This is a genomic window from Paraburkholderia heleia NBRC 101817 (assembly GCF_000739775.1).
GTDB lineage: Bacteria > Pseudomonadota > Gammaproteobacteria > Burkholderiales > Burkholderiaceae > Paraburkholderia > Paraburkholderia heleia.
Genome location: NZ_BBJH01000036.1, coordinates 1 through 22164, shown reverse-complemented (window position 1 = coordinate 22164; position 22164 = coordinate 1). Strand labels below are relative to the sequence as shown.

Below are 22164 nucleotides of genomic sequence, written 5' to 3'. Positions count from 1 at the left end.
ACCCCTTAGATGATCTCGAGGTCGGCGCGCAGTGCACCCGCCGCCTTCATCGCCTGCAGGATCGACATCAGATCCGCAGGCGTCGCGCCCAGCGCGTTGAGCGCCTTCACGACCTCGGCGAGATTGGCGCCCGCCGTGACGAGCTTGAGCGATCCGTTGTCCTGCTTCAGCTGGATCTGCGACTGGCGCGTCGCCACCGTCTGGCCATTGGAGAACGCGCCGGGCTGGCTCACCGCCGTCTGCGTGTTCACGACGACCGAGAGATTGCCGTGCGCGACCGCGCAGCTCTCCAGCGTCACCATCTGGTTCATGACGATCGAGCCGGTGCGCGCGTTCAGGATCACCTTCGCAGCCGGCGTGGCCGGATTCACGTTGAGGTCCTGGATCTGCGCGATGAAGCCCACCTGCGAGGCCGGATCGGCCGGCCCGCGCACCTGGATCGTGCGGCCGTCGAGCGGCGAGGCCGTGCCCGGGCCGAACATGTTGTTGACGGCCGAGACGATGCGCTGCGTCGTGTCGTAGTCCATGTCGTTGACGGTCAGCGTGAGCAGACCGCCTTGCTGCGCAACCGGCGAGACCACCGCGCGCTCGACGATCGCACCGCCCGCGATGCGGCCCGCGGCGAGCTGGTTCACCTGTACCCTGCTGCCGTTGGCCGAGGCGCCCGCGCCGCCCACGGCCACGTTGCCCTGCGCGAGCGCGTAGACCTGGCCGTCGGCCCCCTTGAGCGGCGTGAGCAGCAGCGTGCCGCCGCGAATGCTCTTGGCGTTGGCGAGCGACGACACGGTGACGTCGATCTGCTCCCCGGGCCGCGCGAACGGCGGCAGCACGGCGGTCACCATCACGGCTGCGACGTTCTTCAACTGCATGTTGTTGAGCGTCGACGAAGAGCCCGACGAGCTCGACGTGTTGTTGATCGAGATGCCGAGGTTCGCGAGCATGTTCGCGAGCGTCTGCGTGGTGAACGGCGCCTGGGTGGTCTGGTCGCCGGTGCCGTCGAGACCCACCACGAGGCCGTAGCCGATGAGCGGGTTGTCGCGCACGCCCTGGAAGGTCGCGAGGTCTTTCACGCGCTCGGCGCGCGCCGGCGTCGCGTAGGCGACGAGCGCGCCGCAGGCCAGCACGAAGCCGAACGCCACGCCGATGGCGGCGAGCACGTCCTTCACGCGCGAGCGGCGCGAACGATGGAAGCGGATCTTCACCATGGCGCGATGTTCAGGAAAAAGCGTTGCAGCCAGCCCATCGTCTCGGCTTCGTCGATCACGCCCTTGGCGGAGTATTCGATCTTCGCGTCGGCGACGTCGGTCGAGAGCACGGAGTTGTCTCCGGCAACGGTGTTCGGGTTGACGACGCCGGAGAAGCGCACGAATTCATTACCCTGGTTGATGAGCATCTGCTTCTCGCCGGAGACGACGAGATTGCCGTTGGGCAGCACGTTCGTCACGGTGACGGTAATGACGCCCGTGAACGTGTTCGAGGCGTTCGCGCCGCCCGTGGCGTCGAACTGGTTCGCGCCCGTCGTATTCAGGTTCGCGCGGTTGAAGAAGCCCGGCAGGAAGTTCGCGGTGCCCGAGAAGCTCGCGCTGGTGCCGCGCTTGGTGGCCGCGCCCGACGACTTGGTCGCGTTGATGTTTTCGGAGATGACGATCGTGAGGATGTCGCCGATATTGCGCGGACGCTGGTCCTCGAAGAGCGGACGCCCCGCGTAGCCGGGGTTGTAGATCGCGCCCGGCGAGGTGTTCACGGGCGGCGCGGGCGGCACGGCCGTCATGGGTTGCTGCGTGATCGGCTGCCGGTTGGGAATGTAGGCGCAGCCCGCCAGCATCGCGAGCGCCACAGCCGCCGCGAGCGTCCGGGCATTGCCCGGATGCCGCGCGCGGATGCGAGAAGGGTTTCGAACGGACTGCGACATATTCTTCACCGACTTGATTGACCAGGGAAACCTCAGACCTGCATCTGGCTGAGGGTTTGCAGCATCTGGTCGGAAGTGGTGACCGCCTTGCTGTTGATTTCGTAGGCGCGCTGCGTCTCGATCATGTTCACGAGCTCTTGCACGACGTTCACGTTCGACGATTCGACGTAGCCCTGGTTGAGCGTGCCCGAAGCGTTCTGGCCCGGCGTGGAAACCGTGGGCGCGCCCGACGAAGCCGTTTCCGACAACAGGTTCTGCCCGTTCGACTGCAGGCCGGCCGGGTTGATGAACATGGCGAGCTGCAGCGTGCCGATGGTCGTGTTGTTGCTCGTGCCCGGCGTCGTGACCGTCACCACGCCGTCGCTGCCGATGGTGAGCGAGGTGGCGTTGGCCGGCACCGTGATCGCCGGGATCACCTGGTAGCCGCTCGCCGTCACGAGCTGGCCTTGCGAGTTGGTCTGGAACGAGCCGTCGCGCGTGTAGGCCGTCGTGCCGTCGGGCATCTGCACCTGGAAGAAGCCCGCGCCGTTGATCGCCACGTCCTTCGAGTTGCCGGTCTGCTGCAGGTTGCCCTGCGTGTAGAGACGCTCGGTCGCCACCTGCTGCACGCCCGTGCCCACCTGGCTGCCCGAAGGCAGTTCGGTTTGCTGCGTCGAGTTCGCACCCGGCTGGCGCAGCGTCTGGTACATGAGGTCCTCGAACACCGCGCGCGAGCCCTTGAAGCCATTGGTGCTCACGTTCGCGAGGTTGTTCGAGATCACGTCCATCTGCGACTGCTGGGCCTGCATGCCGGTGGCGGCGATATAGAGCGATCGGTTCACGGTGTCTTTCTCCCGGTCCGGCTTCGCGCGCGTCGTGCGGCGCGAAGCGGCCTTCATTTAACTTGAAATGGCTTAGCTGAAGTTGAGCAGCTGGTTCGCGCTCTGCTCGTTCTGGTCGGCGTTCTGGAGCAGTTTGGTCTGCATCTGGAACTGGCGCGCGTTGGTGATCATCGAGACCATCGCCGCCACCGGGTTCACGTTGCTGCCCTCGAGCGACTCGGTCGCGACCTGCACGGTCTGGTCCGGGTCGGCGGGGTTGCCGTCCGCCGTGTGGAACAGACCGTCGTCGCCGCGCGTGAGCGCACCGGCCGGCGGGTTGACGAACTTGATCTGGTCGATCATGGCGATCGCGTTGGCGGGACTGCCCGGCGCAATGGCCGAAACCGTGCCGTCCCTGCCGATCGTGATCGCCGAACCGGGCGGCACCGCGATCGGGCCGCCGCCGCCGATCACCTGCTGGTTGGCCGCCGTGACGAGCTGGCCGTTTTCATCGACGTGCAGGTTGCCCGCGCGCGTATAGGCCTCGTTGCCGTCGGCCGTCTGCACGGCCATGAAGCCCTGGCCCTGGATCGCGATGTCGAGCGGGTTGCCGGTATGCGAGATCGCACCGGGCGTCATGTCCGAGCCAGGCGTCGCAGAGAGCACGTAGGTGCGCGTGGTCTGGTCGTTCACCGTCGAGCCGTCGCCGAACGACATCGGCACGGCGCGAAAGTTGGCGAGCTGCGCGCGAAAGCCCGTGGTCGAGACGTTCGCGAGATTGTTCGCGACGACGGCCTGCTGCTCGAGCGCCTGGCTCGCGCCCGTCATCGCGGTATAGATCAGTCGGTCCATGATGTGCCCGGTACGTGGTTAGACGCGTTACATCTGCAGCAGCGTCTGGTCGACGGTCTGCTGCGTCTTGATGGTCTGCGCGTTCGCCTGGTAGTTGCGCTGGGCCGTGATCAGGTCGACGAGCTGGTTCGTCAGGTCGACGTTCGACGCTTCGAGCGCGCCGCCCGTGAGCGTGCCGTGGTTCGTGCTGCCCGGCGTGGAGACCTGCGCGACGCCCGAAGCCGCCGTTTGCTGGAACTGGTTGCCGCCCAGGTTCAGGAGGCCGTTCGGGTTGTTGAAGTTGGCGAGCACGATCTGGCCGAGCGCCATGGTCTGGCCGTTCGAGTAATTGCCGGTGATGGTGCCGTCCGCGCCGATCGAGAAGTTCGAGAGCGTGCCGCTCGCGTAGCCGTCCTGGGCGAGGTTGTTCACGCCGTTGGCCGAGCCGTACTGCGTCGTGCCCGCGAGGTCGAGCGTCAGCGACTGGGGCGTCGTGGAGCCGTCCGTCGGGTTAATGCTGAAGGTGAACGACGTGGTGCCGTTGCTTGAAACGGTGGTGTTGGTCGGATCCGGCGTGATGCTCTGCAGCGCGCCGGACGAGCTGAACTGCGCCGTACCGAGCTTTTCCACCGAGCCGGCCTGACCGGCATACACGGTCCACTGGCCGCTCGTCGCGTCCTTCGCGAAATACATGTTGACCGTCTGGGTGCCGCCGAGCGTGTCGTAGGCCGTGACCGACGTCGAATACGTGTAGCTCGACGAGTCGGTTTCGCTGAAGGTCGTCGTGGTGGGCGTCGTGGCCTGCGCGTTCAGGTTCAGCTGCGCGGTAATGTTCTTGGTAGCGACCGGCGCGATGTTGGTGGTGGGCACCTGGAGCGGCACGGTCTGCGCGGTGTTGATCACGCCGGTCGAACTGGCGGCATAGCCCATCAGGTCGTTGCCCGACGCGTCGGTGATAAAGCCGTTCTTGTTGAGCTGAAACACGCCGTTACGCGAGTACGTGACCGTGCCGTTGTTCGACATCTGAAAGAAGCCGTTGCCGTTGATGGCGACGTTCAGCGCCTGGCCCGTCGTGTTGATCGTGCCTTGCGCGAAGTCCTGCTGCACGGTCTGCAGCGAGGCACCGAGGCCGATCTGGTTGCCCACCGACGTCGCGATGGTGTTCGCGTAGACGTCGGCGAACTGCGCCGTGCTCTGCTTGAAGCCGACGGTGTTCGCATTGGCGATGTTGTTGCCGATCACGTCGAGGTCGTTCGACGCCGCGGCGAGGCCGCTCAATCCTTGCTGGTAGCCCATGTTTGTCTACTCCGCGCTTTTCGCGTTGTCCATCGTGTTCAGAGAATGGCGCCCACGCTCGAAAGCGGGACGGTCTTGCCGTTTGCGAGCGAGAGGCTCGGGTTGCCGTCCGGCTGCTGGACCACACCCTGCACCTGGCTCGCGACGAGCGCGGTTGCCGTGGCGGACTGGCCGTTGGTCGTCGCACTGGCGGTGATCGTGTAGGTGCCGTCGGCGACCGTGTTGCCCGAGCTGTCCTTGCCGTTCCAGGTGACCGGCACGGTGCCGGCCGACTGCGCGCCGAGGTCGAGCGTGTTGACGACCTTGCCCGCCGAGTTGGTGATCGTGAGCTTCACGTCGGAAACCGCCGCAGGCAGCGTGACGCCGAGCTGCGGCGCGTTGCCGCTCGACACGGCGGCGCTGCTGCCCGGGGCGAGCACGGTCGAGCCGATGAGCAGCGCAGCCTGCGCGTTCTGGCCCGCCGAAAGCTGCGTGGAGAGCGACGACAGCGACGTGTTGAGCTGCTGGATGCCCGACACCGTGTTGATCTCGGCAAGCTGCGAAGTCATCTGCGAGCTGTCCATCGGATTGGTCGGGTCCTGGTTCTGCAGCTGCGCGACGAGCAACTGCAGGAACGTGGACTGCAGGTCGCTCGCGCTCGTGCCGCTCGACGACGACGAACTCGAGCTCGTGCCGTTCATGGTGTCGAGCAGTTGCTGCGACACGGTGGCGGTGCTGCCGCCAATGGTTGTGTTGCTGGAACTCAACGCGTTCTCCCTCGATTGCGCTTCGTGCTTGGCGTGTGGTGGTGGCGGGCGCGGCTTCGTTGCGCGCCGGCTGGTCTCTGTATGACTGCAGTCTGTCTTCTTGCTGCGGCGTGCCGTGCTTCAGCTTCAGGTTCCGATCGTCAAGGTCTTGAGCATCAACTGCTTGGCCGTGTTCAGCGTTTCGACGTTGGCCTGATACGAGCGCGACGCCGAGATCATGTTCACCATCTCCTGCACCGGATCGACGTTGGGCATCGTCACGTAGCCATCCGCGTTGGCGGAAGGATTGTCGGGGTCGTAGGTCTGCTTCATCGGCGTGGGGTCGTCCACCACGCCGGTCACCCTGACGCCGCCCACCTGCTGGCCCGAGGCCGTGCGCGCGCCGCCGAGCGGGTTGACCGCGAACACGACCTGCTTCGCCTTGTACGGCTGGCCGTCGGGGCCGGTCGTGCTGTCGGCGTTGGCGAGATTGGACGCCGTCACGTTCAGACGCTGCGATTCCGCCGTCATGGCGGAGCCCGCAACGCTGAAGATGTTCATCAGGGATGGCATGGTTTCGTTGACCTCACATCAGGTGCGCGTCGCGCGCGCGTTGGTCGTTCATGGCTTCGTTACTGCGTTTTCCGGCTGGGGCGATCAGCTCGAACCCGAGGTGATCGCGGAGAGCATCGTCTTGATCTGCTGCGAGACCACCGTCATGCCCGACTCGAAGTGCAGCGCGTTGTCGGCGAACTGCACGCGCTCCGTGTCGAGATCGACCGTGTTGCCGTCGAGCGCGGGCTGCACCGGCGTGCGGTACATGAGCTGGCTCTTGTAAGTATCGGCCGGGCCGCCCGTCGGGATCAGCTTCGCGTCGCCGGCCATGTGGCCCGACTCCGTGGCCGCCATCTGCATGCCGCTCGTCACGCCCGCGGGCTGCGCCATGGCGAGCGGCTGGACGTTGCCGCCCGAGGCGGCCGCCATGCCTACCGTGCCGCCCGCGCCCTGCTGGCGCAGCGCGCCGGCCAGCGAGGCCGCGAAGTCCACGTCGCGCGCCTGGTAGCCCGGCGTGTCGGCGTTCGCGATGTTCGAAGAGATCAATGCCTGCCGCGTGGCGCGCACATCGAGCGCTTCGCGCCCAAAGGCGAATTCGGCATCGAGTTTGTCCAGCATCGGGCGTTCTCCGTGAAACGAAAAGGATTCGGCGTGAGCGCGGCGGGCCCGCCAGCGGCGGGAAACCGGTGCAGGCGCGGCGCAAACGTTAGGCGCGCAGCCCGAAGGCCTTTGCGCATGGAGTGGAATATTAGGCGGGGGTGGCAAGAACCAATCGGACGAATAGCCGGTAAAGCGCCCCTCTATTCGACGCAAGCGCGCGAGGGCTGCCGCCTAGAATGCGAGGCGTGTCAATGCATTCGATGGAGAACGACAATGCCGCAAACTGCCATTACCCGCAGGCCGCTCGCCGGCTTCGTGCGGCGTGCGCGCGCGCTGTCGTGGAGCGCGTCCTGGACGGGCGCGCTGGCGTGTGCGCTCGGCGGGACGCTCGCTCATGCGCAAACCGCGCCGCAACCCGAGGGTGCGGGCGGCCAGATCTTTATTGCGGGCCCCGGCGACCGCTCGGGCTCCGACGCCGCGCAGATGAACGCGCTGCTCGCGAGCCAGGCGAAGACGCCCGCCGCGGCTGTGGCGAGCCTTGCGCCCGCCAGCGATGCCGCACCGCTGCGCGCGGCCAGCTACGCCGATCTGAATTCGCGCGGCGTGCCCGAGGATGCGCGCGCGGGCGTCGATTCGAACGGCATGATCACGATTCCGGGTCCCGGCGAGCGGGCGGCCCAAGGCGACGCGCCGCGCATCGTCACGGTTCCCGCGCCGGGCGCGAGCGCCCAGCCCATGCGCGTGCCGGCGGCCAACGCAAACAACGCGGGCACGCTCGAGCGCGTGAACCTGTCGAGCGCAGCGAACCGCGTCGCGCCGGTGGTGGTGGACGCCGGCGCCGCGGCGCTCGCGGGCGCGAAGCCGGTTGCCGGCGCAAGCACCGGCGCGCCGCCTAACCCCAATACCAGCGCCGTCGCCACGAACGTGCCGGCCACGCCGCCGGGCCAGCAGGACGGCGAATCCATCCGCGCCGTCGCGCTCGCCTTCCTGCAGCAGCAGTCGGCGGGCTTGCCGGGCCACGTGAGCATCACGGTTGCGCCGGTGTTTCCGCGCGGCCTCGCGGCCTGCACTTCGCTCGAGCCGTTCATGCCGCCCGGCGCGCGCACCTATGGCCACACGACCGTGGGCGTGCGCTGCATCGGCGCGAAGCCGTGGACGCTCTATGTGAGCGCGCGCATTGCCGTGGACATCACCTACTACGTCGCCTCGCGCCAGATCGGCGCCGGCGAAGCGCTTTCGGCCGCCGACTTCATGCCGCGCGCGGGCGACCTCGCGAACCTGCCGCAGACCATCATCACCGATCCCAGGCAGGCGACGGGCGCCGTCGCGCTCGCGCGCATAGCCGCGGGACTGCCGCTGCGCACCGACATGCTGCGCAGCGCCGCTTCGGTGGCCATCGGACAGACGGTCAAGGTGATCGCCGTGGGCAGCAACTTCACGATCTCGGCCGAGGGCAGCGCGCTCAACAACGCCGAGCCCGGCCAGCAGGTGCGCGTGCGCACGAGCGGCGGCCAGATCATCTCGGGCGTGGTCAGGGACGCAGGTACCGTGCAGGTGCAGATCTAGGGCCGGTAACCGCCGGCAAGGGCCGGACCGGGGCGCACCGAACCCCGGCCGGCGGCCCGATCCGGCCGTTTCCGGCCTGGTGCGCCAGCGCACGTAACAGCATGTAACGGTGGACTTTTCGGCTAAAGTTCGGCCCGACCTGTGCCGTTATCAAGGTCAAATCGATCAGGAACGCCCATCGTGAAAGTTGACTCCTCCACCCGCAATGGTCCGCGCACGCTGCAGGATGGCCTCGCGCGCACGCAAGCCGATTCGACCGGCCCAGGCGCCGCCGGCACCGACACCGCGGCCAACTCCGGCGCGAACGCTGCGGGCGCGACCGGCGCTGCTCAAGGCGGCGCGAACGTAAGCCTCTCGTCGCTCTCGTCGACGCTGCGCTCGCTCGCGGCGAGCGGGTCCGCCGACATCGACACGGCGCATGTGCAGTCGATCAAGGACGCGATCCGCAACGGCACGTTGCAGATCGACTCCGGCAAGATTGCCGACGGCGTGATCCAGACCGCCCGCGATCTCATGAAGCCGACGTCGGGCAACTGACGTTTGACGTACGAGCGCCGCGCAAACCTCGCTTTTTTGGGTGCCTTGCAATGAAAGATGCCTTGTTGGCCACACTGATCGACGAACACGCCACGGTTGAGGCGTTCGCGTCGCTGCTCGCCTATGAAGAGAAGGCGCTCGTGTCGGCCGACGGCATGGAAGCGCTGCCGCAGATCGTCGAGCAGAAGACGACGCTCACGCAGCGTCTCGCGGGCCTTGAAAAGGCGCGCGACGCGCAACTGGCCAGCCTCGGCCTGCCGGGCGGCCGCAAAGGTATCGAAATGGCCTGCGACGGCGACACGCGTCTGGCGGGCCAGTGGGAACTGCTCAAGGGATCGACCGAGCGTGCGCGCCGCAAGAATCTCACGATCGGCATGATGATCCGCACGCGCATGGAGCATAACCGCCGCGCGCTCTCGATCCTGCGCGGCGAAACGGGCAACGGCGCGATGCTGTACGGTCCCGATGGGCGGCTGCCGGCGTTCGGGCTGTAAGCGAGCACACACAGCGTTCGCCAAAGACAAAAGCCGAAGCGGCAATGCTTCGGCTTTTGTTTGTGCGAGTCCAGTCCACCCCAAAAAAGAGCCGGAGTGCTCTCGCACCCCGGCTCTCTCACCACACACGGTCCGCGCCGACAACCGCGCGCACCGTCGATCAGGTCAATTCTCCTGGCCGGCCCACGACATCTCGCGCAGCCGCGTGCGCAAGCGCGCCACCGCCTGGCTGTGCAGCTGGCACACGCGCGACTCGCTGACCTCCATTACCGCGCCGATCTCGCGCAGGTTCATGCCGCGCTCGTAGTAGAGCGACATCAGCAGCTTCTCGCGCTCGGGCAGCCGCTCGATCGCCTCGACGAGCGCGCCGCGCAGGCTGTCGTCGAGCAGCGCCGAAAGCGGGTCCGAATGATCGACGCAATAGCGGTCGAGGAACGGTTCGTCCTCGGCGGAGCGGTCGAAGTCTTCGTAGTAGATGAGCTGGCTGCCGTGCAGGTCCTGCAGCATGCTCTGATACTCGTCGAGCGGCATGCTCAGATGCTCGGCGATCTCCGTTTCGCTGGCCGAGCGCCCGAGCCGCTGCTCCACCTGGTGCACCGCGCTTTCCACTTCGCGCGAGGTGCGGCGCAGGCTGCGCGGCAGCCAGTCGTTGCTGCGCAGCTCGTCGAGCATCGCGCCGCGAATGCGCTGGCTCGCGTAGGTCTCGAACTGCGCGCCCTGATCTTCCTTGTAGCGGTTGGCCGCGTCGAGCAGGCCGATCATGCCGGCCTGGATCAGGTCGTCGAGGTCCACGCTCGCCGGCATCTTGGCCACGAGCTGCAAGCCAAGCCGTCTCACGAGCGGCGCATACTTCGCGAGCACGTCGGCCTGCGAAATTTTTCCTTGAGCGTTATACATCGTGCTCTCCACTTCTCATGTCCCTGATTGGCGTCGTCGTGCGCACGTCAGACGTGCTGCGGCGACGTCCGCTGCGCGGGCGTATCGGTGCGCCAGCCCACATGGGCCGATGCGGCCGCGGATGTTGCGTTGGGTGCGGGATGCACACCCGTCACGGCCGCCACGAACGAATCGGCGTTCGCGGCGAGCGTGCTGTGTGCGGCGTTTGTTGCATGGGCAGCGGGTGGCTGGACGCCGGCTTGCAGCGCGCCGTCCAGATCGTCGGCGGGTGCGTGGCCCGCCGCTACATGTTCTTCGTGCGTCGCGCCGAACGCTGCGGCCGCGCGCGCCGTGGCCGGCGAGCACGCCGAGACCGCGGGCCGCATCGGCCAGTGCGGCAATTCGTCGGCCACGTGGCGGAAATCGCGCGCGGCGGCCGTCGACGGAAACGCATCGACGATGCAGCGTGCGAGCCTGAGCGCCTGCGCCATGTGCTGATCGGCGGCGACGCTTCCGGCACTTTCGAGCGACACGCTCAGGTAGCGGCTCGCCACCCCGGCGAGGTTCTCGATCGCGGTCTGCGCGTCGCTCGCGTTCGCCACATGATTCGCCAGTACGCGAAACTGCGCGATCGCATGCGCGAAGTGCAGCCGCTTCATGCACGCGTAGGCGTCCGTGATCGACTGCGCGCCGATGCGCATCACGATCAGCACGTCGTGCGCGTGCATGGCGAGCGGCGAAAGCGCGCCTTCGGCGTCGAGCTGCGCGTCGATCAACACGATGTCCGCGGGACCCGAAATGACCTTCTGCAACTGGGCGGCCGTGTACTGCGCGCGGTGGTCGCGCGAGGCGACCAGCACGCCGAAGCCGAGCGCATGGCGGCCGACGGCTTCCTCGAGCGTGCGCTCGCCGCGCATGACGGCGGCGAAGCTGCCCGCGCCGCGCACACCGCCCACCTGCGAGCAGACCGAGCGGGGCCCCAGACACTCGTCGATCACGAGCACGTCCTTGCCCTGCGCGGTGAGCGCCGCCGCGAGATTGACCACGGCGGTCGTGCGCCCGGGCGAACCGGCGCCGCCCGTCACCGCGACCACGCGCGAGCCTTCGCGTGCAAGAAGCCGCCGCAGCCCTTCGGCCTGATCGATGACGAACTTATCCAAACCTGACCTCGGGAGCCTGCGAATTCGAACGCGTCGAGAGTGCCGACAGCAGCGCCGGGATATCGTCTTCGTGCGGCACGAACGGCGAGCTCTCCCGCGGTATGCAGAAAGCGCTGCGGATCAGGAAGCGTCGCGTCGCCACGTAAAGGTTCTCGGGGACCTTCTGGCCCGTCGAGACGTAATACACCGGCAGTTTGTAGCGCAGCACCGTGTCGAGCGCGCTGCCGAGGTTGGTGGCCTCGTCGAGCTTGGTGAGGATGCAGCCCGTGAGCGGCGCGTTGTCCGGGCCGCTCTGGTAGGCCTGCACGACTTCGTTGAGCGTGTCGCCGTGGTTGGTCGCCGAGAGCAGCAAGAGGCGCTGCACCGGGCGGCCCGCGCCGCACAGCATGGCGATCTGGTCGGCCACGGCGCGGTCGCGCTGGCTCATGCCGATCGTGTCGATCAGCACGATGTGCTTGTTCTTGAGTTCGGTGAGCGCGAGCTGGAGGTCCGCGCCGTCGCGCACCGCGTGCACCGAGACGCCGAGGATCTTGCCGAAGATGCGCAGTTGCTCGTGGCCGCCGATCCGGTAGCTGTCGGTGGTGAGCAGCGCCACCTTGCTCGCGCCGAAGCGCATCACGCAGCGCGCGGCGAGCTTCGCCGTGGTCGTGGTCTTGCCCACGCCCGTCGGGCCCATCAGCGCGAACACGCCGCCGCGCTCCATGAGCGCTTCTTCGTCTTCGAGCACAGGCAGGTTCGATTCGAGCACCGACTGCAGCCACTCCATGCCGGCCTCTTCGGTTTCGACTTCGGGCAGGCGGTCGATCATCATCTTCACGAGCTGCGCCGAGAAGCCCGCGGCGAACAGCTGCTTGGTGAGCGCGCCCTGCACCGGGCTGCGGCGCTGGCGCTCGCCCCACAGGAGGCCCGCGAACTGCTCTTCCATCATGCCGCGCATGGAGGCGAGCTCGTGCATCACGGTTTCGTTGACGACCTGCTCGATGCGCGCGCGGATCGCTTCGCTCACGGTTTGCGCGGCGCTGGCGCCCTCGGCGCCCTGCGCATTGCGGTTGCCGGGCGCGAGGCCCGCGGCTTCCGGACCGTGGCCGAGGCGCTGCGCGGCGCGGCGCGCGGCGACATGGGCGGCCTCGAGCGCCCAGTCGGGCGTGCTGGCATCGACATCGTGCGGCAGCACCGGGTCGGCGACGCTGCCAAGGCCGCGCGCGGCGGCGGCGGCGGGCGTCATGCCCGGCACGCGCGGCGCGTTCTGCTGGCTCGCGATGCGGCGGGCGTGGTCGATCAGCCAGGGATTCGACTCGGCCATGGTGCGCGGCGCGTCGCTCGCCGGCGCCGCGGCGGCCTGTTCGAGCCGTGCTGCGGCTTCATGCGCTGCCGCCTGGGCGTTTGAGTTCGCGGCCGGCGCCGTGGACGCAAACGATGGCGCGAAGGCCGGCGAGGCGAGCGACCCGGTTGCCGCCTGCAGCGCCATTTGCAGCGGCGTTTGCTGACCCGGCATGGCTTGCTGTGCCGACTGCGCTGCTTGCACCGCGGACTGCCGCGTCGCGGGCATCGGCGATTGAGCGGCCTGCTGCCCCGCAGCGGCGCGCGAAGAAGGCGAACGCGCAGCGATGGCGGCAGACGCGGCCGACGCCTCCTGGCCGAGCGAGACCGCAGTGTCGGCGGCGTGATCGCCATCCGCATCGGCTTCGGCGTTCGCGCCGCCATTTTCGGCGCCCACTTCCGGGCTCGCGCCGAACACCGAGGAGAAGACGTCCGGCATACCGCTCGCGTACGGGTTCGCACTGCCGATCGGGGCGGCGAGGGCCGCGGGAGCGGCGCCAGACGCCGCGCGCGGCGTGCGCGACATTGGCGTCATGGCGGCGGAGGGCTGCGCGAACGGAGCACCTTGACCACCCTGAGCCGCGAGGCCGCCGAGGCCTTGCGCGGCGGCAGCATCGGCCGGCGCGATCGCCGCGAGATCGCGGTCCGCGAGCGCGACGATTTCGACGCTGCCGTCGTCGAGCGTGCGGTTCGACAGAACGACGGCGTCCGCACCCAGCGCTTCGCGTACGAGCCGTAACGCGTCGCGGCTGGTGCCACCGATGAATTTGCGAATGTTCAAGCTAAGCCCCTGATGAGGTGAGCGGCTTATGCCGCCGCCGGTCGTCTGTTGCTGGAATGGCGCTGGATGGCTACCGGCCTGGCGTCGTGCGCAAGGCCTTTTCCGATGTTGGAATTATTTCGAAGGTGAGCGCCCCATGATCGATGGATCAGGGCGGAAAAATGCGGGCAATTCGCGGAATCGGTGGCGGGGTGCGCGGGAGGGAGAAGTGGCGTGCGGCCGTCAGTGCAGACGTTTCGTTTTGCGGGAACGACCAAATACGCGACTAAATATTCGACCTATAATCAGGTCAATTGATCGCCATCAGCGCACGGCGACTTCGTAATACGCGCATCGCTTCGAGGCCCCCGAAAATGGAAAGCATTCTGGCAAGAGCATCGATTGGTATCAGCGAACTGAAGGTGAACCCCATGGCAGCCATCGAACAGGCCGACGGCCCCGTGGCCATCCTCAACCGCAACAAGCCGGTTGCCTATCTCGTCCCTGCAGGCGAATGGGAAGCAATCTGCGAACGGCTGGAAGACGCCGAGCTCGCGGAAATCATTCGGTCCCGCGCCGATGAAGAAGCCGTGAGCGTCAAGCTTGAAGACCTATGAGCTGAAGTTCCGCAGAAGCGCGCTCAAGGAATGGCGGCAACTCGACTCGACAGTGCGCAAGCAGTTCCTCAAGAAGCTCGCGGAGCGCCTCGTGACGCCTCACGTGGCGTCCGCGCGTTTGAGCGGCATGGCGGACTGCTACAAGATCAAGCTCGTGGCTTCGGGTTATCGCCTCGTCTATCAGGTCGTGGACGGGGAGTTTGTCGTCCTCGTGATCGCCCTCGGCAAGCGCGAGGCGGATGAGGCGTACCGGAAAGCGCGCACACGGCTCGGCCAATGAAAATGTAGGTCAGCCCGACCCTCTCATGAGGCCCGCAAAAAGCGGGCTCCTTTTCTGTGCGGTGTGGCAACGCGCCCGGCGCGATCAATGCGCCCCGATCACGTTCACCACCTTCACGTTGCGCGTATCCGGCACCTCGGCATACGACAGCACCTTGAGCTGCGGCAGGCTGCGGCGCAGGAAGCGCGAGAGCATGGGCCGCAGCGCGTGCTGCACGAGCATCACGGGCGCGAGACCCAGCGCCTGCTGACGCCCCATCGCCTGCTCGGTCTGCGCGAGCAGCGTATGCGCAAGCCCCGGTTCGAGCCCGGGGTTCGGGCCCGAGGTGAGCGTCTGCGAAAGCACGCGCTCGAGGTTCGCGTCGAGGCCCATCACCTGCATGTCGGCGTTGCCGGGGAACCATTGCTGCGTGATCGCGCGGCCAAGCGCGATGCGCACCGCCGCCGTCAGATCGTGTGCATCGGTGATGCGCGGCGTGTGCTCCGCGAGCGCCTCCATGATCGTGCGCATGTCGCGAATCGGCACGCCTTCTTCCAGCAGGTTCTGCAGCACCTTCTGCAGCGTCGTGACGGGCAGCACCTTCGGCACGAGGTCGTCCACGAGCGAAGGCGTGTCCTTCTGCACGCGCTCGAGTAGCGCCTGCACTTCGCGGCGCCCGAGCAGCTCCGCCGCGTGCGTGACGACGAGGTGATTCAGGTGCGTCGCCACCACCGTGCTCGAATCGACCACGGTGTAGCCGAACACCTGCGCCTGCTCGCGCACGTTCGAATCGATCCACACAGCGGGCAGGCCGAACGCCGGGTCCGTGGTCGGCGTGCCGGGCAGCACCGCGCTCACCTGGCCCGGGTTGATCGCGAGCCACTGGCCCGGGTAGGCCTCGCCCGTGCCCACTTCCACGCCCTTCAACGCAATCCGGTAGGCGTTCGGCCGCAGTTCCAGGTTGTCGCGAATATGGATGACGGGCGGCAGAAAACCGATTTCCTGCGCGAACTTCTTGCGGATGCTCTTGATGCGCTTGAGCAGCTCGCCGTCGGTGTTCTTGTCGACGAGCGGGATGATGCGGTAGCCCACTTCGAGCCCGAGCGTGTCGATGAGCGCCACGTCGTCCCAGCTCGCCTCGGTGTTTTCGACGGGCGCAAGCGCGGCGGGCACGGCGTCGGCGATCACGGCGCTCGCCTTCTTCGCCTCGGCGTTCTTCTTCAACATGCGGCCAAGCTGGATCGCGCCGCCGCCGAGCAGCAGAAACGCGAAGTGCGGCATACCCGGAATCAGGCCCATCATGACGATGATCGTGCCCGTGATCATCAGCACGCGCGGGTTCGTGAAGAGCTGGCCGGTGAGCTGCGTGCCGATGTCTTCGTTGGTCGCCACGCGCGAGACGATCACGCCGGCCGCCGTGGAAATGACGAGCGACGGAATCTGCGCGACGAGGCCGTCACCGATGGTGAGCAGCGTGTAGGTCTCGCCCGCCGAGGCGAGCGGCATGCCGTGCTGCACGACGCCCACGATCAGGCCGCCCACGATGTTGATCACCATGATCAGCAGGCCGGCGATGGCGTCGCCGCGCACGAACTTGCTCGCGCCGTCCATCGAGCCGTAGAACTCGGCTTCCTGGGCAATCTCGGTACGGCGCCGGCGGGCTGCTTCTTCGTTGATGAGGCCCGCGTTCAGGTCGGCGTCGATCGCCATCTGCTTGCCGGGCATCGCGTCGAGCGTGAAGCGCGCGGACACTTCGGCGATACGGCCTGCGCCCTTCGTGATCACCATGAAGTTGATGACCATGAGGATCACGAACACGACGATACCGACGGCGAAGTTGCCGCCCACGAGGAAGTGCCCGAACGACTCGATCACCTGGCCGGCGGCGCCCGGGCCGGTGTGGCCTTCGAGCAGCACGACGCGTGTGGAGGCCACGTTCAGCGAGAGGCGCAGGAGCGTGGAGAACAGCAGCACGCTCGGGAACGCCGCGAAGTCGAGCGGCTTCATGGTGTACATGCTGACGAGCAGCACCATCACCGAAAGCGCGATGTTGAACGTGAACAGCAGATCCAGCAGGAACGGCGGCAACGGCAGGATCATCATGCCGAGGATCATGCAGATCAGGATCGGTCCCGCCAGCGCGCGCAGATTCGTGCCTTGCAGCATCTCCGGGCGCCGCGCGAGGAAACCGGTGCGGGCGTTCATTCTGTTGCTCCTTCAGTGCCGTCGCGCGCCGGATTCCTGTCGGCGCGGCCAGCGGCGTTCGATGCGTTGTTTGCGTTCGTGGAATGTGCCGCGTCCGCGCGACCGGCGGCCTCAGCGGCCGCGCGCTCCTCGGGTGTGAGGGCTTCGTCGGCTTCGCCGGCTTCGTCTTCGTCGCTCACCGCGCCCTTGTCCATTTCGGGCGGCACGTCGAGATCGGTCGGCTCCATCGGCACGTCGCCGCCGTGTTCGCGGAAACGCTTGAGCTGATAGACCCACGCGAGCACCTGCGCGACCGCGCCGTAAAGCGGACCCGGAATCTCGCGGTTCAGATCGACGTTGTAGTAGAGCGCACGGGCGAGCGGCGGCGCTTCGAGCAGCGGCACATTGTTCTCGGCCGCGATCTCGCGGATGCGTGCGGCCACGAGGTTCACACCCTTGGCGACGACCTTCGGCGCGCGCATCTCGCCGTCGGCGTACTTGAGCGCGACGGCGAAGTGCGTCGGGTTGGTCACGACCACGTCGGCCTTGGGCACCTGGGTCATCATGCGCCGGCGCGCGGCGGCGCGCTGCTGCTGGCGAATGCGCCCCTTCACGTGCGGATCGCCCTCGTTTTCGCGGTGCTCGCGCTTGACCTCTTCCTTGGTCATGCGCAGCTTGCGGTAGTACGACCAGAGCTGGTACGGCACGTCGAGCGCGGCGACCACGAACATGCCGGCGACCGTCATGCCGCAGCACACGCCGATGAGATGCATCGAGTCGGCAAACGCGCGCGGCGCGGGCTGCATGGCGAGCCCGAGAATCTCGTCGCGCCGGCTCCATACCGCCCAGCCGCCGATCACGCCCACCACGAGCGTCTTGACGAGCGACATGCCGAGCTGGATCGGCCCGTTCACCGAGAAAATCCGCCCGAGCCCCGAGATCGGGTTGAGGCGTCCGAAGTTCGGCTGCAGCGACTTCGTCGAAATGAGCCAGCCGCCGAGCGCCATGGGCGCGAGCAGCGCGGCGAGCCCCGTGAGCGCGAGCACCGGCATGAGCGCCATGAGCCCCTCGCGCGCGGCGACGCCCGCGCCAATGAGCATGCGGCGTGTTTCGAACGCGCTCGCGTGATTGAACGTGAACGCGCCGCGCATCATCGCCTGCAGATGCTCGCCGATCGTGCCGGAGAGCAGCCACGTGCCATAGAAGCCCGCCGAGAGCAGCGCAAACGTCGCCAGCTCCCGGGAACGCGGAACCTGCCCCTCCTCCCGCGCCTTTTCGAGGCGCTTGGGAGTGGCGGATTCGGTTTTCTCGAGGTCGCTGTCCTCAGCCACGCAAGCTCCGGTCGCGGGCGCGCGCCGCTCGTCGCGGCTGCGCGGCTGGCGCGCGCCCTTTTTCAGTGATAGCGATTATTGCCGCGGGAGCGAGGCACCGATTGACGGAGTAAGCCGGGTAAATCGGGGTATTTCGGCCGATGGAACCGGGGCGGCATCATCGGCCACGGCCGGTGTGCGCCGGCGGGCGTGGTGCGCAGACGCTCGCGAGCCGCAAACCTCACGGCAGGCGCACCGGCTCGCCCGCAACCTCAGAACGCGACGTAGGGCGCCTTGCCCCCGGACGCGGTCATGTCCATACCGTAGTACACGTAGCGGCCATAGAAGAACGACAGCCCCAGGTCGAGGGCCGCCGACGACCCGAACTGCCCGGCGAGGTTGTTGGCCGCGTAGTTCGCGCCGCTGCCGAGCAATGCGTTCCCGTTGGCGACGTTGAAGGTCGCGGTGCCGGTGGTGGTGCCGTTATTGGAAACGAGCGCCGCGCTGAAGGACTGTGTGGACGACGGGCAGTAGAACGTGCCGAGATTGCCGCCGCACTGGGGCAGGGCGCTGTCGGCGAAGAAGATCGCGTTGGAACCCGAGTCGAGGAAGGTCTGGAGCGTGCGCCCGCTGAGCGTGGAGCTGAGCCTGCCCCACGAGTCCGTGTTGAAGCTTTGCGAGGCAGTCATCGCGTTGTTCGACTGCGTACCGATGCCGAACACGAGCGTGCCCGTCGCGCTGGGCGCGCCGCTATCGGACACGGGCGCCATCTCCAGAATCACGCCGTTGCCGTCCGTGCCGAACCTGGGCACCGGGTTGGCCACCAGCTGGGTTTGCGTGACCGTTGCGGCGACGCAGTTCGTGTTGCCGGGGCAGGAGTAGTAAGCGCCGATGTTGTCATAAGGCGCGACGCCGATGCCGAGAATGCCGTTCGCGCCGAGGTCCTGCACCGTGTTCTGCGCGTTGCCAAAGCCCGCGCAGGCCGACGGCACCGTGCCCGGGTTCAGGTCGCCGATCACCTGGATCGGAATATTCGGTGCCGTCTCGCCGCCGATCCTGACGTCGGCGGGACGCACCGTGCCCCACGTATAGCCGTCGGCGAAGGCCGTGCATTCGGCGAGCGTGCCGCTGTTGCTGGCTGTCGCGACCGGCAACGCGTTCAGGAGCGGTGACGGAATCGCCGATGCAAGCAGGCGCAGGCCGAACGACGCCGTGTCCACCTGAACGTTGCTGATGGGCTGGCAGTTGTTCGTACCGGCCACGCAAATCGTCACTGTCACAGTCGGAATATTCGGCAGCGTGCCGGTCAGTCCGCGGTTCACGACGACGCCCACGGTGTTCGCCGCGGTAGCCGCAGTGGGCTGCTGTGTGGGACTGGGAACCGCGGAGCTGCCGCCGCCGCTGCCGCCGCTCGAGCTGTTGCTGCTGCTGCCGCCGCCCCCCCCGCCGCCGCAAGCGGCGACGAGCGAAACGAGCCCCACGAGCGCGGCGCCCGAAAGGAACCGGAAGGGGCGCAGCCACACATTGCGCGAATCGCATGAAGTCAGCACGTTCGGCCTCCGCTCGTCACTGGATATCGGAGGCGCTGACGCCCGCAGGCAGCGCCTGCGGCAGCCATGCCTGCCCGGAGAACGCGCCCATGTGGCCGCCCGAATGCACGACGACGTTCGGGTTTTCGACCACGCCCGGCCCGCGCACGCGGCCGGCGGCGTGGCTCGCCTTCACGCCGGCCGTGTATTGGGGAAAGTAGCTGCCCAGCAGCGTGGCGAGATTGGGCATCTGCGGGCCGTCCCAGGCCACGCCGAATACGGTGCCGGCCTGCGTGAGGTACTCGCGCACGACGGTGCCGTTGGCGAGCGTGGTCTGCTGGACGGTGTAGGCGGGCGGCGTGGATGCGCCGGACGCCGCGCCTTGCACGGCCGCGCGCGCTGCGGCGGAAGCGTTGCCGGCCGCCGCAGCCGCCGCAGCGGCGCTCAGGGTGCTGACGCTCGCGCCCGCCGGCGTGGGCATGGGCGCGCCGCCTAGCGCGGCGTGCGCCGCAGGCGCCGCGAGCAGCGCGCCAAGCAGGGAACCGAAAAGCGCCACGCCGGGCGCGCAGCGGGGTGCGGCGCGGCGCGCGAACGAGCGCACCGCCTTGCCACAGAACGATGTGTATGGATACAAGGCGTCCCCTCCCTCTTGCGATGGCGCGTTGCACCATGCGCTGTCGGGGCCGCGCGGAACGTTGCGGCGAGACGCAGCAGGACGGGCAACGGCTGGCTATGCTTCGTTGCACCACCGCGGCACGCGTCGCGTCGCGGCTCGGCACGAAGGCATGAGCACTAGTATGCCCGCCTTGGACGATACGCAGCAGCTAACCGAACGATTAGCTGCATGCCAAGGGTCAGAACCCGAGACTTGCGAGGAGATCGTCGACCTGCGCCTGGTCCTGCACGACGTCGGTCTTGCCTTCCGGATTGATCTGCGGGCCGTTGAGCAGGCCTTCGGGGCTGCCCGTGCTGCTCTGGGTCTCCGCGAGCGCCGCCGCCGTCGCCGCGAACTGCTCGCGCCGCTCCGGCGCGATGTTCTCGACCAGCACGGTGAGCAACTGCTGCTCGATCAGATAGACCACGTCCATGATCTTCTTGATCACCTGGCCCGTCAGATCCTGGAAGTCCTGAGCGAGCATGATCTCGAGCAGTTGCTGGTTGGTCGCCGCGGTGGCTCGCGGCACGCCGTCCACGAAGGCGCGCGTGTCGTCCATCAACTGGCGCACTTCCGCGCGGCCGATCGGCGCGTCGTACCAGGTCGCCCAGCGGCCCGTCAGTTCCTTCGCATCGCGTTCGAGCGTTTCCTGCAGCGGCTTGGCGATGTCGATGGCGGTCAGCACGCGCTCGGCGGCCTGCTCGGTCATGTTCGCGACATAGCGCAGCCGGTCGCGCGCGTCGGGCACCGCTTCGGCGGCGCGCTCCACGTGCTTGTCGAGGCCGAGTTCGCGCATCGAGTCACGCAGGCTGCGCGTCAGGTGTCCGATGCGCGCGAGGATGCGGTCCGTCGCCAGCTCGCTGGCCTCGCCCGCCGCAGGCGGCGCGAAATCGAACTCGGGCGGCTGCGGGAGCGGCTCGACGCCCCCGGCTTCCGGCCACTCGCCGCAATGAGCGCCGGAAGGCTCACCGGGTTGCGCACTGATGGGCTCGTTCACGTCAGCTCCCCGTCTTGGCCATCTTCTCAAGAATCTTGTTGAGCTTCTCGTCGAGCGTGGCGGCCGTAAACGGCTTCACCACATAGCCGCTCGCGCCAGCCTGCGCCGCCGCGATGATGTTCTCCTTCTTCGACTCCGCCGTCACCATCAGCACCGGCAGATGCGACAGGTTCGCGTCGGCGCGGATCTCCTTGAGCATGGCGAGACCGTCGAGGTTCGGCATGTTCCAGTCGGAGATCACGAACTCGTAGCTGCCGCCGCGCAGGCGGGCAAGGCCCGCCGCGCCGTCTTCGGCTTCGTCGACGTTCGAGTAGCCCAGTTCCTTGAGCAGGTTGCGGACAATCCGGCGCATCGTCGGAAAATCGTCCACCACCAGAATCTTCATTCCCTTATCCATCACGTTCCATTCCTCCAGGCGAAAACCCGGGCAATTATCCAGAGAAGCGCAGCGCCTATCCAGATAAATTAATCGCAAGCGATCGAGCAAGCGTTTGCGGCCTGCATGATCTCTCTATATCGGCAATTCCTTAGACGCGCTGAACCCGGTCGCCCATCGAGGCGAGTCGGGTCATTACGCGCCGGCTCATCTCTGAGAGCGAGGCGATCTCGTCGGCGCCGCCCATGGCAATGGCTTCGCGCGGCATGCCGAACACGATGCAGCTCGCCTCGTCCTGCGCGAGCGTGTACGCACCGGCCTGGCGCATTTCGAGCAGCCCTGCCGCACCGTCGCGGCCCATGCCCGTGAGAATCACGCCGATGGCGTTCTTGCCCGCATGCAGCGCCGCCGAGCGAAACAGCACGTCGACCGACGGACGGTGCCGGTTGACCGGCGGGTCGTCGGACAGATGCGCGATGTAGTTCGCGCCGCTGCGTGCGAGCAGCAGGTGTGCGTGGCCCGGCGCGATGTAGGCGTGGCCGGGCAGCACACGTTCGCCGTGCTCCGCTTCCTTGACGGTGATGCGGCACAGCCCGTTCAGGCGCTGTGCGAACGACTTCGTGAAACCGGGCGGCATGTGCTGCGCGATCAGCACGGCGGGCGCGTCGGGCGGCAGCGGCTGCAGCACTTCGCGGATCGCCTCGGTGCCGCCCGTCGACGCGCCGACGATCACGAGCTTCTCGGTCGAGACGAGCGGGTTGTTGATCATCGGCGCCGGGCTCGCAGGGTGCGCGGCGGCGTGGCC

General features: G+C 67.5%; 22 protein-coding genes and 1 pseudogene. 5 read left to right on the top strand and 18 right to left on the bottom strand.

Features of this window, described 5'->3' with window-relative positions; all coding sequences use genetic code 11:
• Positions 1-5: 5 nt before the first annotated feature.
• The 8 genes from BHE01S_RS26420 to BHE01S_RS26385 all read right to left on the bottom strand — a co-directional run bounded on the left by BHE01S_RS26420 (position 6) and on the right by BHE01S_RS26385 (position 6737).
• Positions 6-1205, bottom strand: a complete 1200-nt coding sequence (locus tag BHE01S_RS26420) for a flagellar basal body P-ring protein FlgI (RefSeq protein ID WP_042269026.1) — start codon at positions 1203-1205, stop codon at positions 6-8.
• Positions 1199-1912, bottom strand: coding sequence for a flagellar basal body L-ring protein FlgH (locus tag BHE01S_RS26415; protein WP_042269024.1), 714 nt, complete (start codon positions 1910-1912; stop codon positions 1199-1201). The genes BHE01S_RS26420 and BHE01S_RS26415 overlap by 7 nt, the downstream gene beginning before the upstream one ends.
• Positions 1913-1944: 32 nt before the next feature.
• The gene (flgG, locus tag BHE01S_RS26410) at positions 1945-2733 is read right to left on the bottom strand and encodes a flagellar basal-body rod protein FlgG (RefSeq protein WP_042269181.1); all 789 of its coding nucleotides are present in this window, start codon (positions 2731-2733) and stop codon (positions 1945-1947) included.
• A 72-nt stretch (positions 2734-2805) separates the two neighbouring features.
• Positions 2806-3564 (bottom strand): flagellar basal-body rod protein FlgF, encoded by a 759-nt coding sequence (flgF, locus tag BHE01S_RS26405; protein ID WP_042269021.1) that lies wholly within the window; start codon positions 3562-3564, stop codon positions 2806-2808.
• Positions 3565-3591: 27 nt separating this feature from the next.
• The gene (gene flgE / locus BHE01S_RS26400; RefSeq protein ID WP_042269019.1) at positions 3592-4839 is read right to left on the bottom strand and encodes a flagellar hook protein FlgE; all 1248 of its coding nucleotides are present in this window, start codon (positions 4837-4839) and stop codon (positions 3592-3594) included.
• A 38-nt stretch (positions 4840-4877) separates the two neighbouring features.
• Entirely contained in the window at positions 4878-5519 is a 642-nt protein-coding gene (locus tag BHE01S_RS26395) for a flagellar hook assembly protein FlgD (protein WP_084069266.1), read from the bottom strand.
• A 192-nt stretch (positions 5520-5711) separates the two neighbouring features.
• The gene (gene flgC / locus BHE01S_RS26390) at positions 5712-6137 is read right to left on the bottom strand and encodes a flagellar basal body rod protein FlgC (RefSeq protein ID WP_042269015.1); all 426 of its coding nucleotides are present in this window, start codon (positions 6135-6137) and stop codon (positions 5712-5714) included.
• An 84-nt stretch (positions 6138-6221) separates the two neighbouring features.
• Positions 6222-6737 carry a flagellar basal body protein gene (locus BHE01S_RS26385; RefSeq protein WP_042269012.1) on the bottom strand — a complete coding sequence of 172 codons (516 nt, stop codon included), beginning with the start codon at positions 6735-6737 and terminating at the stop codon, positions 6222-6224.
• 255 nt (positions 6738-6992) lie between these two features.
• On the opposite strand from BHE01S_RS26385, the gene flgA reads away from it, so the two are divergent.
• The 3 genes from flgA to BHE01S_RS26370 all read left to right on the top strand — a co-directional run bounded on the left by flgA (position 6993) and on the right by BHE01S_RS26370 (position 9316).
• Entirely contained in the window at positions 6993-8285 is a 1293-nt protein-coding gene (flgA, locus tag BHE01S_RS26380; RefSeq protein ID WP_042269010.1) for a flagellar basal body P-ring formation chaperone FlgA, read from the top strand.
• 180 nt (positions 8286-8465) lie between these two features.
• Complete coding sequence (gene flgM, locus BHE01S_RS26375) at positions 8466-8822, top strand: flagellar biosynthesis anti-sigma factor FlgM (RefSeq protein ID WP_042269008.1); 357 nt, start codon at positions 8466-8468, stop codon at positions 8820-8822.
• Positions 8823-8872: 50 nt separating this feature from the next.
• Positions 8873-9316 (top strand): flagella synthesis protein FlgN, encoded by a 444-nt coding sequence (locus BHE01S_RS26370; RefSeq protein WP_042269006.1) that lies wholly within the window; start codon positions 8873-8875, stop codon positions 9314-9316.
• 165 nt (positions 9317-9481) lie between these two features.
• Here the strand turns inward: BHE01S_RS26370 and BHE01S_RS26365 are convergent, their stop codons facing one another.
• From BHE01S_RS26365 to flhF, 3 genes and pseudogenes are all read right to left on the bottom strand, one after another.
• A complete protein-coding gene (locus BHE01S_RS26365; protein WP_042269004.1) occupies positions 9482-10213 on the bottom strand; it encodes an RNA polymerase sigma factor FliA in 732 nt (243 codons plus the stop codon).
• Between the two features lie 296 nt (positions 10214-10509).
• Positions 10510-11352: pseudogene (locus BHE01S_RS26360) on the bottom strand (nucleotide-binding protein); the annotation flags it as partial.
• Positions 11345-13453 carry a flagellar biosynthesis protein FlhF gene (flhF, locus tag BHE01S_RS26355; protein WP_042269003.1) on the bottom strand — a complete coding sequence of 703 codons (2109 nt, stop codon included), beginning with the start codon at positions 13451-13453 and terminating at the stop codon, positions 11345-11347. The pseudogene BHE01S_RS26360 and the gene flhF, both read right to left, overlap by 8 nt.
• 353 nt (positions 13454-13806) lie before the next feature.
• Between flhF and BHE01S_RS26350 the strand changes: the two genes are divergently transcribed.
• Entirely contained in the window at positions 13807-14049 is a 243-nt protein-coding gene (locus BHE01S_RS26350) for a type II toxin-antitoxin system Phd/YefM family antitoxin (RefSeq protein ID WP_042269000.1), read from the top strand.
• A complete protein-coding gene (locus BHE01S_RS26345) occupies positions 14036-14329 on the top strand; it encodes a type II toxin-antitoxin system RelE family toxin (protein ID WP_042268998.1) in 294 nt (97 codons plus the stop codon). The genes BHE01S_RS26350 and BHE01S_RS26345 overlap by 14 nt, the downstream gene beginning before the upstream one ends.
• Positions 14330-14413: 84 nt before the next feature.
• Here the strand turns inward: BHE01S_RS26345 and flhA are convergent, their stop codons facing one another.
• The 7 genes from flhA to BHE01S_RS26310 all read right to left on the bottom strand — a co-directional run.
• Entirely contained in the window at positions 14414-16513 is a 2100-nt protein-coding gene (gene flhA, locus BHE01S_RS26340) for a flagellar biosynthesis protein FlhA (RefSeq protein ID WP_042268996.1), read from the bottom strand.
• A complete protein-coding gene (flhB, locus tag BHE01S_RS26335) occupies positions 16510-17823 on the bottom strand; it encodes a flagellar biosynthesis protein FlhB (protein WP_084069247.1) in 1314 nt (437 codons plus the stop codon). Before flhB ends, flhA begins: the two co-directional genes overlap by 4 nt.
• Positions 17824-18074: 251 nt before the next feature.
• Entirely contained in the window at positions 18075-19349 is a 1275-nt protein-coding gene (locus tag BHE01S_RS26330) for a DUF3443 family protein (protein ID WP_042269174.1), read from the bottom strand.
• A 19-nt stretch (positions 19350-19368) separates the two neighbouring features.
• Positions 19369-19887: a DUF2844 domain-containing protein gene (locus BHE01S_RS26325; RefSeq protein ID WP_042269172.1), complete on the bottom strand. Its 519-nt coding sequence runs from the start codon at positions 19885-19887 to the stop codon at positions 19369-19371.
• 298 nt (positions 19888-20185) lie between these two features.
• Complete coding sequence (gene cheZ, locus BHE01S_RS26320; RefSeq protein WP_281177775.1) at positions 20186-20983, bottom strand: protein phosphatase CheZ; 798 nt, start codon at positions 20981-20983, stop codon at positions 20186-20188.
• A gap of 1 nt (position 20984) precedes the next feature.
• Complete coding sequence (gene cheY / locus BHE01S_RS26315) at positions 20985-21380, bottom strand: chemotaxis response regulator CheY (protein WP_042268995.1); 396 nt, start codon at positions 21378-21380, stop codon at positions 20985-20987.
• Between the two features lie 130 nt (positions 21381-21510).
• Positions 21511-22164: chemotaxis protein CheB (locus BHE01S_RS26310; protein ID WP_042268993.1), on the bottom strand; the 654-nt coding region annotated here is incomplete at its 5' end.